This window comes from Leclercia sp. (assembly GCF_036780805.1).
Taxonomy (GTDB): domain Bacteria; phylum Pseudomonadota; class Gammaproteobacteria; order Enterobacterales; family Enterobacteriaceae; genus Enterobacter.
Map to the genome: position 1 here is coordinate 124243 of NZ_DAIQCE010000003.1, position 12631 is coordinate 136873.

Here is a 12631-nt window from a genome sequence, read left to right on the forward strand (position 1 = left end):
CTATTATTTTCATCAGCTCCATAAAGAATAAACATAATATTTACCATTAAGATTAATCCCCATAAAATAATATGAAAAACGTAATATCAGAAATGAATTTAATCTATAATTTAAAATTAAGTTTCAAATAATAATTACTGATAACTCAATAGTTTATACCTGTATTAATAAATAAAATCCTAAAAGTCGCATTTTACAAAAAATTACCTTGTTACTAAAATACGCATCCTTTAATCACAAAACGGATGTGGCAATGAAAAGCAAAACCCTGGAATTAAATAAGACAACAAAATCATTAATAAGCCTTTTTCCATCCTTATCAGCATTACTCGTATTTACTCCATTGATGGTATTCGCAGAAACCACAATTAGTGGTTCGACAGATAAAGCACTAGATTTTGAAAAAGATGATACGTATATCATCACGGAAGGTGTCAATATTACTCCTTCCACGACCGATCCCGCTGTCATGGTTTCTGGCGGCAGTGTCCGCAGCATAATGAATAGCGGGAACATTACTGGCGTGAGCGACGGAATGTTTATCATTACAGAAGGGCAAACGCTTGAGTTATCCAACCAACAAAATGCGTTAGTAGAGTCTACCGGGGCCAACGGAATTACCGTCAACAATATGGGCGGGGAAATAAATAACGCTGGGGCAATTCGTGGCGCCGAGTACGGCATTAAAATTCTGGAAGATTCGAGCAGTTTTAACATCGCTAATACCTTAACAGGGACTATCGAAGGTAAAACCGCGATTTCAGCCGATGCGGGTATTACATTAAATAATGCTGGCACTTTCACAGGCAGCAACGGAAATGGTATAGAGCTTAATACTGCAGGTAAAAGTAATCTTGAAAATAGCGGGAGGATCGAAGGAGCCCTAAACGGCGTTATCGTGAACGATAATCACCGCCTGCTACTCATTAACTCCGGCGTGATAAAAGGTTCAGAAAGTGCAGTCACTTTTAATAGTAATCAAACCAACACGCTTACTCTGGAAACCGGATCTCAGCTTGATGGCGATGTCATCTCAACCATTTCCAAAACGAACACCATTACATTACGTGGCGGGGGTTCTGAAGACAGCAATTTCCGCGGCCTGAACGCAGATGATGGCTTTGCTTCATTGACCATGAACGGTGATGTGTGGGCCCTGACCGGCAATGTCGATATCATCGGCACCGGCGACTCAATTAAGGTCAACACAGGTACACTGACCCTGGCTGGCGACGTAAAAAATGACGCTGGCAATACCCTGATTTCCAGTGTCGGCAGGCTGCAGCTGGGCGACGGCACCCATACCGGCTCACTGACCGGTACGGTAACCAATAACGGCACTTTCATCTTTAACCAGGGTTCGGACTCCATCTTCACATCTGATATGACCGGTACCGGCAATGTCGAAAAACACGATGCTAATTTGTTAACCCTCACCGGCATCAACAGCTACACCGGCAACACGCTTCTGAGCAGCGGCACCACCCTGGTCGCTGAAGGTGCAACCCTGGGTGGCGCAGGCAACACCGCCACCATCACAATTGGGAAGGATGCAACTTTCGCCAGCGCAGGCACGGTAAACAACAACGTTGATATCCTCAGCGGCGGCGTGCTGGCGTCGTGGAATGCCGTGCAGGGGAACATCGCCTCCAGCTCTCCTGACATTAACACCATTAACGGCAACGTCACCAACAGCGGCACGCTGCAGATCGGCGGGCTGAACAACAGCGTCGGCAACGATTTCACTATCAATGGTGACTACACCGGCGTAAGCGGCAGCCTGATTGCCATGAACAGCGTGCTCGGGGATGACAGCGCGTTGACCGATCATCTGACCATCACCGGCAACAGCGCGGGTGAATCCGGTGTTAGCATCACCAATATTGGCGGGGCTGGCGCGCAAACCGTCAACGGGATGCAGGTGGTGAGCGTGGGCGGTAACTCCGATGCTGCGTTTTCTCTCTCCAGACCAGTAGTCGTCGGAGCCTGGGAATATAGCCTGAACCAGCACACTGATGGTAACTGGTATCTGGAGTCAGCATCGACGACTCCTGACGATGGCAACGGTAACAGCGTCGTTCCTGATAGCGATCCTGATGACAACAGCGATGGCGGCTATACCCCGCCTGCGAGAAGCAATCTTGCGCCTGAAGTGGGTGCGTATATCGGTAACTATCTCGCCGCCCAAGATATGTTCCTGCACAAACGTGACGATCGCGATCAGCTGACGCTACGCAATGAAGACGATCTTAATACCTGGATGTACGTGAAAGGCCGCTATCATGAAAATGACGTGGCGGGCGGCAAAGTCAACTACGACACCACCCAGTACGTGATGCAGGTGGGTAGTGATTTTATCAGCAAGAATATGGACACCGGCGTTCTGCATAGCGGGATGATGTTCGGTGCGGGTCAGGCCAAAACCGACGCCACCTCGACGGGCAGCAAACGTTCTGCACAGGGTAAAGTGGATGGCGTGAACGTCGGCGTATACGCCACCTGGCAGGAAGATCAGCAGCTGCGCAAAGGTAGCTATATCGACAGCTGGGCCTCTTTCGGCTGGTATCATAACACGCTGAGAAGCGACGATCGCAGCAACGAGTCCTATAACAGCCACGGCTTTGCAGCCTCGCTGGAAGCGGGACACGCCTGGATTGTTGACTCAGAAAGCGAAAGAACCTGGAAAATCGAACCGCAGATCCAGGCTGTCTACAGCTATCTCGATCAGGAAAACCATACTGACGCCGACGGTGTGCGTATTTCCACCCTCGATAACGACAGCGTGCTGGGGCGTGTGGGTGTGAAATCCAGCTACTTTAACCAGAAAGATGTGCAGGCGTGGCAGCCTTACGTGGCGGTTAACTGGCTGAAAGGTGCCGGACAGAACGATGTCGCTTTCAACGGCGAAGCGTTCAGCAACGATACCCCGGACGATCGCGGTCAGCTGGAGCTGGGCATTACCGGCAAGCTGAACGAGACCACGTTGATCTCGCTGCGTGCCAGCGGCGAATGGGGTGAAAATAGCTATGATGCCTATGGCGGCCATATCCTGCTGAACCACCGCTGGTAATGCCGTTACTCACGTCAAACGTGCAGTGGCTCAGGCCACTGCATTTCTTTATCAATTATCCAGCTCACCCATGGATTTAACCTGATCGCGGTTGATCTGCTCGGTTTTCCCGGTTTCCGCATTCTCATACGAAACCAGACCGGTATCATCATCCACCTGTGGCTTACCGTCGGTCACAATGGTTTTGCCGTCGGTGGTTTTCACCGCCTGATTAGATGAACAACCGGCAACGGTAAACAGTGCTGCGGCAGTAAAAATTGAAGTCAGCAAAAGATTATTTCGCATGGTGTTCTCCCTGCTTTTCAGTTGGATTTAATTATCGACCTGATAATTTTAGGCTAACTGACTGATGGGAGATGGAAAAGCAGAAGGTTCTGAAGAGGAAGGTAAGCATCGTAGGGCGGATAAGCGAAGCGCCACCCGCCGTTTGCCCGGCGGCGCTTTCGCTTGCCGGGCCTACGATAACAGACGTATTACTTGTTAATCTGCGCGTGCATCTCCTGCACCGAAATCACCTTCTCGGTGGCGTCCGCGTTCAGCGCCATGGCTGTCGCGAAACCGCCGTTCAGGGTGGTGTCGTAGTGTACTTTATACTGCAGCGCGCTGCGGCGAATCAGCTTGGAGTCTTCAATCGCCTGACGCCCTTCGGTGGTGTTGATGATGTAGGTGTATTCGCCATTCTTGATACGGTCCTGAATGTGCGGACGACCTTCATGCACCTTGTTCACCAGACGCGGGTTGATACCGGCTTCACCCAGCACAATCGCGGTACCGTGGGTCGCATCCAGTTCGAAGCCCTGCTTCAACAGTTTCGCGGCCAGGTCCACCACGCGCTCTTTATCCCCTTCACGCACGGACAGCAGCGCACGGCCCTGTTTCTTCATGGTGGAGTTGCTGCCGAGCTGCGCTTTCGCGAAGGCTTCTGCGAAGGTGCGGCCCACGCCCATCACTTCCCCGGTAGAGCGCATTTCTGGCCCTAACAGCGGGTCAACGCCCGGGAATTTGTTGAACGGCAGCACCACCTCTTTCACCGAGTAGTACGGTGGGATGATCTCTTTGGTCACGCCCTGCTGCACCAGGGTCTGGCCCGCCATCACACGCGCCGCCACTTTCGCCAGCGGAACGCCGGTGGCTTTGGAGACGAACGGGACGGTACGCGCCGCACGCGGGTTGACTTCAATCAGGTAGACTTCGTTGTCTTTCACCGCAAACTGCACGTTCATCAGACCGCGCACCTGCAGTTCGAAGGCCAGCTTCTGCACCTGCTCGCGCATCACGTCCTGAATCTCTTTGCTCAGCGTATAGGCTGGCAGAGAACAGGCGGAATCGCCGGAGTGTACGCCTGCCTGCTCGATGTGCTCCATGATGCCGCCAATCAGCACCATTTCGCCGTCGCAGATGGCATCCACGTCCACTTCCACCGCATCATCGAGGAAGCGATCCAGCAGCACCGGGGCATCGTTAGAGACGCTGACCGCAGTCTGGAAGTAACGGCGCAGGTCGGCTTCGTCGTAGACGATTTCCATCGCCCGACCGCCCAGCACGTAGGACGGACGCACCACCAGCGGGTAGGTAATCTCTTTAGCTTTCTCAACCGCCTGCTCAATCGCCGTCACGGTGGCGTTGGCCGGCTGTTTCAGCTTCAGACGGTCAACGGCGTGCTGGAAACGCTCGCGGTCTTCAGCGCGGTCAATCGCATCCGGGCTGGTGCCGATGACCGGTACGCCTGCCGCTTCAAGGGCACGCGCCAGCTTCAGTGGAGTCTGGCCACCGTACTGCACGATAACGCCTTTTGGCTTCTCAATACGGACGATTTCCAGCACGTCTTCCAGGGTTACCGGCTCGAAGTAGAGACGGTCAGACGTGTCGTAGTCGGTCGAGACGGTTTCCGGGTTACAGTTGACCATGATAGTCTCGTAGCCGTCTTCGCGCAGCGCCAGCGAGGCGTGTACGCAGCAGTAGTCGAACTCGATGCCCTGGCCGATACGGTTTGGACCGCCGCCCAGTACCATGATTTTGTCGCGATCAACGGACGGGTTCGCTTCGCACTCGTCTTCATAGGTGGAGTACATATACGCGGTGTCGGTGGCAAACTCTGCCGCGCAGGTGTCCACGCGCTTGTAGACCGGGTGCAGGTTGTACTGGTCACGCAGCTTGCGGATTTCCGCTTCGCGTACGCCCGCCAGTTTTGCCAGACGCGCATCGGCAAAGCCTTTACGCTTCAGCATGCGCAGGAAGTCAGCGTCGAGGCCGTTGATACCCAGCTCCGCTACTTTCTCTTCCAGACGCACCAGCTCTTCAATCTGCACCAGGAACCAGCGGTCGATGTTGGTCAGGTTGAAGACGCCATCGACGGACAGACCGGCGCGGAAGGCGTCGGCGATGTACCAGATACGCTCGGCACCGGCATCTTTCAGCTCGCGACGGATTTTGGTCAGCGCTTCCGGGTCGTCCAGGCTCACTTTCGGGTCGAAGCCAGTGGCGCCCACTTCCAGGCCGCGCAGGGCTTTCTGCAGGGACTCCTGCTGGGTGCGGCCAATCGCCATCACTTCACCAACGGACTTCATCTGGGTGGTCAGACGGTCATTAGCACCGGCAAATTTCTCGAAGTTGAAGCGAGGAATTTTAGTCACAACGTAGTCGATAGACGGCTCGAAGGAGGCCGGGGTACGCCCGCCGGTGATGTCGTTCATCAGCTCGTCGAGGGTATAACCCACCGCCAGTTTCGCCGCCACTTTGGCAATCGGGAAGCCGGTGGCTTTCGATGCCAGCGCAGAGGAGCGGGATACGCGCGGGTTCATCTCGATAACAATCAGACGACCGTTCTTCGGGTTAACCGAGAACTGGACGTTGGAGCCGCCGGTTTCCACACCAATCTCACGCAATACCGCCATCGAGGCGTTACGCATGATTTGGTACTCTTTGTCGGTCAGCGTCTGGGCAGGTGCCACGGTGATGGAGTCACCGGTATGGATGCCCATGGCATCGAAGTTTTCGATGGAGCAGACGATGATGCAGTTGTCGTTTTTATCACGCACCACTTCCATCTCGTACTCTTTCCAGCCAATCAGCGACTCATCAATCAGCAGCTCTTTGGTTGGGGAAAGATCCAGACCGCGCTCGCAAATCTCTTCGAACTCTTCGCGGTTATAGGCGATACCGCCGCCGGTGCCGCCCATGGTGAAGGACGGACGGATGATGCACGGATAACCCACGTCAGCGGCAACCGCCAGCGCTTCTTCCATATTGTGTGCTATGCCGGAACGCGCGGTGTCGAGGCCGATTTTTTTCATCGCCACGTCGAAACGGCGGCGGTCTTCGGCTTTATCAATCGCGTCGGCGGTGGCGCCAATCATGGTCACGCCGAACTCGGCCAGCACGCCCTGACGCTCCAGCTCCAGCGCGCAGTTCAGCGCCGTCTGGCCGCCCATGGTCGGCAGTACCGCATCAGGACGCTCTTTTTCAATGATTTTACGTACCACTTCCCAGTGAATCGGCTCGATGTAGGTCGCATCAGCCATTTCCGGGTCGGTCATGATGGTTGCCGGGTTGGAGTTCACCAGGATAACGCGGTAACCCTCTTCGCGCAGGGCTTTACAGGCCTGGGCACCGGAGTAGTCGAATTCGCAGGCCTGGCCGATAACAATCGGGCCAGCGCCAAGGATCAGGATGCTTTTTATGTCTGTACGTTTTGGCATGGTCTTCTCGGCTCCTGATTATTTAGCGGTCTTACGGTATTGCTCGATAAGTTCGATAAAGTGATCGAACAGCGGCGCGGCATCGTGCGGGCCTGGGCTGGCTTCCGGGTGCCCCTGGAAGCTGAACGCCGGTTTGTCGGTGCGATGAATCCCCTGCAGGGTGCCATCGAACAGCGACTTGTGCGTTACGCGCAGGGTGGCAGGCATGGAGGCTTCATCGACAGCAAAACCGTGGTTCTGCGCGGTGATCATCACCGTATTGTTGTCGATATCTTTCACCGGGTGGTTGCCACCGTGGTGACCGAACTTCATCTTCACGGTTTTCGCACCGCTCGCCAGCGCCAGCAGCTGATGGCCGAGACAGATGCCGAATACCGGAATATCGGTTTCGAGGAAGCTCTTAATCGCGTCGATAGCGTAGTCGCACGGTGCCGGGTCACCCGGGCCGTTAGAGAGGAAGATCCCATCCGGGTTCATCTTCAGCACGTCGTCTGCCGGGGTCTTTGCCGGCACAACGGTCAGACGGCAGCCGCGATCCACCAGCATGCGCAGAATGTTGCGCTTGGCGCCGTAGTCGTAAGCCACCACGTGGAACGGCAGTTCGTCTTCTTTTTTGGCTTCCGGCAGTTCACCTGCCAGCGTCCAGCTTCCCTGAGTCCAGCTGTAGGCCTCAGCGGTGGTCACTTCTTTTGCCAGATCCATGCCGTTCAACCCCGGGAAGGCTTTGGCTTTTTCCTGCGCCAGGGCCGCATCGAGGTTGTCGCCCGCGATGATGCAGCCGTTCTGGGCACCTTTTTCACGCAGCAGACGCGTCAACTTACGGGTATCGATATCGGCAATCGCCACGATGTTATGGCGTTTCAGGTAGGAAGAGAGGTCTTCGGTATTGCGGTAGTTGCTGGCAATCAGCGGCAGGTCGCGAATAATCAGACCTTGTGCATGTACCTGGGAGGACTCTTCATCAGCGGCGTTGGTGCCGACATTACCGATATGGGGATAAGTTAGAGTAACGATTTGGCGGGAATAGGAAGGATCAGTGAGGATTTCTTGATAACCGGTCATTGAAGTATTGAAAACGACTTCCCCAACCGCCGAACCTGTTGCCCCAATGGCCCGACCGATAAACTGGGTTCCGTCTTCCAGAACCAATAGCGCTGACTTAATCAAAACACCCTCCAGAGAATATTCACTCACTTTATTTGCATATTAATTCATAACCGTAGTACGAAGCAATGCAAATCTGCTGCCAGTGGATTTTCGGCAAACGGCGGCATTCTGGGGATTTGGCAGGGGAAAGTCAACTTAAAAAGCAGGTTTTATTTGTAGTTTTTGTGCCACTGATGGACAGGAAAGCTTTTAACGGGCAAAAAGATCAACTAAATCACTTAAGAAAACGCTTGCGAGACACGTTTAGTTTAAAGAGTGCTTTCGCAGCCTCAAAAAGTGGACCACTTGGTCAAAATTCACAATGTTGAAACAAAAATAATGGCAATAACTCCACTTTATGGACGCTTAATAATAGAAACAGAACGAAACAGATAAAATTAAAGGGCAATAAAATATTGCCCTCTGCAATCAACTAATTATGACTGCAATAACCACATCACGAAGGGTAACTATGATTATAAATTGTTAAGATCGAGCACATCTCGCATGTCAAAGAGACCATTTTTTTTGCCTTTCAACCAAATTGCAGAACGAACAGCCCCATTTGCAAAAGTCATACGACTTGACGCTTTATGGGTGATCTCAACGCGCTCGCCAATATCGGCAAACATCGCAGTATGTTCGCCCACAATGTCGCCCGCACGCACGGTGGCAAAACCAATGGTGCCGGGAACGCGTTCACCGGTATGGCCTTCCCGGGTGTAGACGGCGCACTCTTTCAAATCCTTATCCATCGCCTGAGCAATCGCCTCGCCCATCGCCAGCGCGGTACCTGACGGGGCATCGACTTTATAGCGGTGGTGCGCTTCGATGATTTCGATGTCGGTGTAATCCCCCATCACCTTCGCCGCTTTCTCCAGCAGTTTGAGCATGACGTTCACGCCCACGCTGAAGTTCGCTGCAAAGACGATAGCGATCTCTTTGGCCGCATCCTGAATAGACTCTTTACCTGCATCATCGAAACCGGTGGTGCCAATAACCATTCCTTTGCCATGCTGACGACAAAACGCCAGGTGACTGAGCGTACCTTCCGGACGGGTGAAGTCGATGAAGACATCGAAGTCATCTTTTACCGCCTCGAGGCTGCTTTGTACGGTCACGCCGGACCTGCCTGCGCCCGCCAGTTCCCCGGCATCGGCGCCCAGCAGGGATGATCCTTCTCGCTCCAGAGCCGCGCCCAGGGTGACGCCATCCATCTGTAATGTCGCCTGAATTAACTGACGGCCCATACGGCCACCCGCGCCAGCAATCGCGACGCGGACCTGTGCATCATGCATAGTTATTCTCTTACGTTAAAATGATGTAAACCTTTTCAGATTAACCAGCCTCTGTCGATGCCGCTATCTGAAAACGCCAATAATTAGAATTTAATGATAAACAGGGAGAGATATCAGTGAAAGACATGATCGTCAGTGAATACCGCATGATTCACGTATCTCCAGCGCAGGCGGCAGGATGATCCGTTTCGCGGGTTCATCATTGCCCTGAATCCGGCTTTAGAGTCACTCCCCCGCTTTACGGCCAATCTCCCTGTTAATCCAGGGCATAGGTGACTACCAGTTGCCCCTTTTTCATCTTCAGCCCGAGGATCTGCACTAACCCAATATCCGCCAGCTGTTTAACGTGCGTTCCTCCGCACAGGTAGGCCGGGAGATCGCCAAAGCGAACCTTGCGTCTGCCGGATTCAGTTTCGGTATGGCGAAGCAGGTTGTCGGCTTTCCAGCCGTCAATCATGGCCATCAGAGCCCTGGCATCAGGCAGAAGGCCCTGAGGCTCGCCGGGCATAAAGGTAATCCGCCCTTCACCGGGCCAGTGATGGGCTTTTACCGGCTTCCAGCCAAACTGCTCGCCGGCATAGCCAATCAAATGGCCTGCGCTGTGCCAGCGGGCGTGACGTTCTCTCACATCTTCATCGACCTGTATCTCCACCTCGCCTGGCGCAAGCGCGCCGGACAGAATGTGAACGACCTGCTCTCCGCGCAGGGAGACCGCTTCTACCACCATCCCGGCGATCGATCCTCGATCCGCGGGCTGTCCGCCCCCCTGCGGATGGAAAAGGGTTTGATTGAGCTCAATGGCGTAACGGCCGTCAGGCTCTTCGGTGCAGCGGATTACCTGCGCCCGGCCTGCTGTCGCGTCACTGGTGTAATAAAGTCGTTCTGTCATGGTTGTTCTCCTCTGTACCCTGACAGTATATTCATCACTTGAGTGTCGATAATCGGCCACTCACACATTGCACTCTTGCCTGGTATGCACAAATGAAACCTACCCTGCTTCCCGATCTCGCCACTTTCGTCACCATCGTAGAACATGGCAATTTTTCAACCGCAGCCCGGCTCACTGGCGCAACGCCCTCGGCGATTAGCCGCTGTGTTTCTCGACTTGAAAAGGAAATGGGATGTAAATTACTGCACCGCACCACGCGCAAACTGGCCCTTACCGTGACCGGAAAATCGGTTTATGAACATGCGCTGGATATGGTGGACGCGGCGCAGCAGGCGATGGATTCAGGCAGCAGCCTGCAGACCGTTGCGCAGGGAAAGCTGACAATGAGCGTGCCAAAAGCCGTAGGACGTTTTGTGATCCATCCTTTAATCCCGGCATTCCTCGAGCGCTATCCGCACATTGATGTCTGTCTGCGTCTGGAAGATCGCTATATGGATTTGATCGACGACGGTGTCGATCTGGCGTTACGGATCACCAATACCCCCTCTCCAGGCTTGTACGGTAAACCGCTGATGCCGGTCACCCATGTGATCTGCGCCACGCCAGAGTATCTTCGCCGTATGGGTACGCCACAGCATCCGCACGATCTTCAGCACCATAGCTGTATTTCGCTCGGTGAAACCCCGGCCGATTCACGCTGGAAGTTTGCGTTAAACGGGAAAATGGAAACGATACAGACGCATGGACGTTATGCCGCTAACCACACGGGCGTGAGGCTGGATGCGGTAAAGCGCAGTCTGGGCATCGGGAGTTTACCGCTGTTCACAGCGTGTGAGGCGCTGGAAAGCGGAGAGATTGTGCAGGTACTGCCGGAGTGGGAGTTTCTCAGTAGCTATACGGGCGATCTCTGGCTGCTATGGGCAGGTAACAAACATATGCCTGCCAGAATGCGGGCGATGATCGACTACCTGAATGAAAAAATGCCAGTCATTCAGTGACTGGCATTTTTTAAATCTTACTCAACTTCGCGGGCGTCGATACGCAGCTCTTTCGGGACTTCGAAGACGATATTCTCTTCGCGCCCCGCCAGCGGAATGGCATCTCCGCCGCCCAGCTCCTGCAGACGGGCAATCACGTTCTGCACCAGAATATCCGGAGCAGAGGCACCGGCGGTCACACCGACGCACTGAGCCTCTTTCACCCAGCCTTCCTGAATATCGGTAGCATCGTCAATCAGGAACGCCGCTTTCCCCATCCGCTGCGCCAGCTCGGCCAGACGGTTGGAGTTCGAGGAGTTTTTCGAGCCGACGACCAGCACCACATCCGCCTGCTCCGCCAGGGCGCGCACCGCTTCCTGACGGTTGGTGGTGGCGTAGCAGATATCGTCCTTACGCGGGCCGACGATTTTCGGGAAGCGCTTACGCAGCGCATCGATGACGTCAGAGGTATCATCCACGGAGAGCGTGGTCTGGGTCATAAACGACAGCTTGGCTTCGTTTTTGACGTTCAGGGTCAGCACGTCGTCCGGAGACTCGACCAGATACATCCCCCCTTGCGGGTTGCTGTACTGGCCCATGGTGCCTTCCACTTCCGGGTGACCTGCGTGACCGATCAGGATCGACTCTTCGCCGCGGCGGCTGGCACGTGCGACTTCCATATGCACTTTAGTGACCAGCGGACAGGTGGCGTCAAACACGGTCAGATCGCGACTTTTTGCTTCGTTACGCACCGCCTGGGAGACGCCGTGTGCGGAGAAAATCAGGATCGCGCCATCCGGCACTTCGTCGATCTGTTCGATAAAGATCGCCCCGCGGTTACGCAGGCTATCCACCACGTAGCGGTTATGCACCACTTCGTGACGGACATAAATCGGCGCGCCGTAAAGCTCCAGCGCGTTTTCTACAATGCTGATAGCGCGGTCTACTCCGGCACAGAAACCGCGCGGGTTAGCCAACAGGATCTGCATTCACATCCTCCAGTACCGGGTCAATTTCCAGCACTTCAACATCAAAATGGACGGTACGCCCGGCGAGCGGGTGGTTGAAATCGACGGTGATTGAGTCGCCGTTAATTTCACGGATCACGCCAGGCATTTCACTGCCATCCATAGCGGTAAAGAGCATAATCGCCCCGATTTCCGGTTCGCCCGCATCCATAAATTCACGACGCGAGAAGTACTGAATCAGGTCCGGGGATGGCACACCAAACGCGGCATCCGGCTCCAGAGAGAAGGCTTTTTTCTCCCCTTCTTTCAGCCCCAGCAACTGTTGCTCAAGACCTTCAGACAGGGAGGTATCGCCAAGGCGGAACAGCGCCGGTTTGCCGTTATTGCGGGTGGACTCCGCGGTGGAGCCATCATCAAGTTTCAGCGTGAAATGAACCAGCATCGCGCTGTTGCTCTGTACGGATTTAGACATGCAAATTGCTCGCTTGTTTTGGGTCACCTGTTGCCCGGTGGTGTTGCGCTTACCGGGCCTACGGGAGGCCGCAAATTCTGTAGGCCGGGTAAGCGCAACGCCACCCGGCATTT

General features: G+C 54.3%; 10 protein-coding genes and 1 pseudogene. 2 read left to right on the top strand and 9 right to left on the bottom strand.

What is annotated here, in order from left to right:
- Positions 1–234 precede the first annotated feature (234 nt).
- On the bottom strand, positions 235–717 hold the full coding sequence (locus tag V7Q49_RS12015) for a hypothetical protein (protein ID WP_333852419.1): 483 nt from the start codon (positions 715–717) through the stop codon (positions 235–237).
- Here V7Q49_RS12015 and V7Q49_RS12020 point away from each other — a divergent pair.
- The gene (locus V7Q49_RS12020; protein WP_333852408.1) at positions 632–3070 is read left to right on the top strand and encodes an autotransporter family protein; all 2439 of its coding nucleotides are present in this window, start codon (positions 632–634) and stop codon (positions 3068–3070) included. The two genes, V7Q49_RS12015 and V7Q49_RS12020, sit on opposite strands and share 86 nt — an antisense overlap.
- A gap of 51 nt (positions 3071–3121) precedes the next feature.
- Here V7Q49_RS12020 and V7Q49_RS12025 read toward each other — a convergent pair whose 3' ends face one another.
- The 6 genes and pseudogenes from V7Q49_RS12025 to V7Q49_RS12050 all read right to left on the bottom strand — a co-directional run bounded on the left by V7Q49_RS12025 (position 3122) and on the right by V7Q49_RS12050 (position 10101).
- Positions 3122–3355 (bottom strand): YgdI/YgdR family lipoprotein, encoded by a 234-nt coding sequence (locus V7Q49_RS12025; protein WP_333851510.1) that lies wholly within the window; start codon positions 3353–3355, stop codon positions 3122–3124.
- 188 nt (positions 3356–3543) lie between these two features.
- Positions 3544–6768 (bottom strand): carbamoyl-phosphate synthase large subunit, encoded by a 3225-nt coding sequence (carB, locus tag V7Q49_RS12030; RefSeq protein ID WP_333851512.1) that lies wholly within the window; start codon positions 6766–6768, stop codon positions 3544–3546.
- An 18-nt stretch (positions 6769–6786) separates the two neighbouring features.
- Positions 6787–7935 (bottom strand): glutamine-hydrolyzing carbamoyl-phosphate synthase small subunit, encoded by a 1149-nt coding sequence (gene carA, locus V7Q49_RS12035; RefSeq protein WP_333851514.1) that lies wholly within the window; start codon positions 7933–7935, stop codon positions 6787–6789.
- Between the two features lie 455 nt (positions 7936–8390).
- A complete protein-coding gene (dapB, locus tag V7Q49_RS12040) occupies positions 8391–9212 on the bottom strand; it encodes a 4-hydroxy-tetrahydrodipicolinate reductase (RefSeq protein ID WP_333851516.1) in 822 nt (273 codons plus the stop codon).
- A gap of 132 nt (positions 9213–9344) precedes the next feature.
- Positions 9345–9467: pseudogene (locus V7Q49_RS12045) on the bottom strand (LacI family transcriptional regulator); the annotation flags it as partial.
- Between the two features lies 1 nt (position 9468).
- On the bottom strand, positions 9469–10101 hold the full coding sequence (locus tag V7Q49_RS12050; RefSeq protein ID WP_333851517.1) for an alanyl-tRNA editing protein: 633 nt from the start codon (positions 10099–10101) through the stop codon (positions 9469–9471).
- Between the two features lie 92 nt (positions 10102–10193).
- Here V7Q49_RS12050 and V7Q49_RS12055 point away from each other — a divergent pair, with 92 nt between their 5' ends.
- Positions 10194–11099: a LysR family transcriptional regulator gene (locus V7Q49_RS12055; RefSeq protein WP_333851519.1), complete on the top strand. Its 906-nt coding sequence runs from the start codon at positions 10194–10196 to the stop codon at positions 11097–11099.
- 17 nt (positions 11100–11116) lie between these two features.
- Here V7Q49_RS12055 and ispH read toward each other — a convergent pair whose 3' ends face one another.
- Positions 11117–12067, bottom strand: a complete 951-nt coding sequence (gene ispH, locus V7Q49_RS12060; RefSeq protein WP_333851521.1) for a 4-hydroxy-3-methylbut-2-enyl diphosphate reductase — start codon at positions 12065–12067, stop codon at positions 11117–11119.
- Positions 12048–12518, bottom strand: a complete 471-nt coding sequence (gene fkpB, locus V7Q49_RS12065) for an FKBP-type peptidyl-prolyl cis-trans isomerase (protein ID WP_333851523.1) — start codon at positions 12516–12518, stop codon at positions 12048–12050. Before fkpB ends, ispH begins: the two co-directional genes overlap by 20 nt.
- Positions 12519–12631 lie beyond the last annotated feature (113 nt).

Bases quoted from the DNA above. Each gene is read 5' to 3' on its own strand.
- V7Q49_RS12020 (WP_333852408.1), top strand. From the start codon at position 632: ATGGGCGGGGAAATAAATAACGCTGGGGCAATTCGTGGCGCCGAGTAC.
- V7Q49_RS12015 (WP_333852419.1), bottom strand. From the start codon at position 717: ATGTTAAAACTGCTCGAATCTTCCAGAATTTTAATGCCGTACTCGGCG.
- V7Q49_RS12025 (WP_333851510.1), bottom strand. From the start codon at position 3,355: ATGCGAAATAATCTTTTGCTGACTTCAATTTTTACTGCCGCAGCACTG.
- carB (WP_333851512.1), bottom strand. From the start codon at position 6,768: ATGCCAAAACGTACAGACATAAAAAGCATCCTGATCCTTGGCGCTGGC.
- dapB (WP_333851516.1), bottom strand. From the start codon at position 9,212: ATGCATGATGCACAGGTCCGCGTCGCGATTGCTGGCGCGGGTGGCCGT.
- V7Q49_RS12050 (WP_333851517.1), bottom strand. From the start codon at position 10,101: ATGACAGAACGACTTTATTACACCAGTGACGCGACAGCAGGCCGGGCG.
- V7Q49_RS12055 (WP_333851519.1), top strand. From the start codon at position 10,194: ATGAAACCTACCCTGCTTCCCGATCTCGCCACTTTCGTCACCATCGTA.
- ispH (WP_333851521.1), bottom strand. From the start codon at position 12,067: ATGCAGATCCTGTTGGCTAACCCGCGCGGTTTCTGTGCCGGAGTAGAC.
- fkpB (WP_333851523.1), bottom strand. From the start codon at position 12,518: ATGTCTAAATCCGTACAGAGCAACAGCGCGATGCTGGTTCATTTCACG.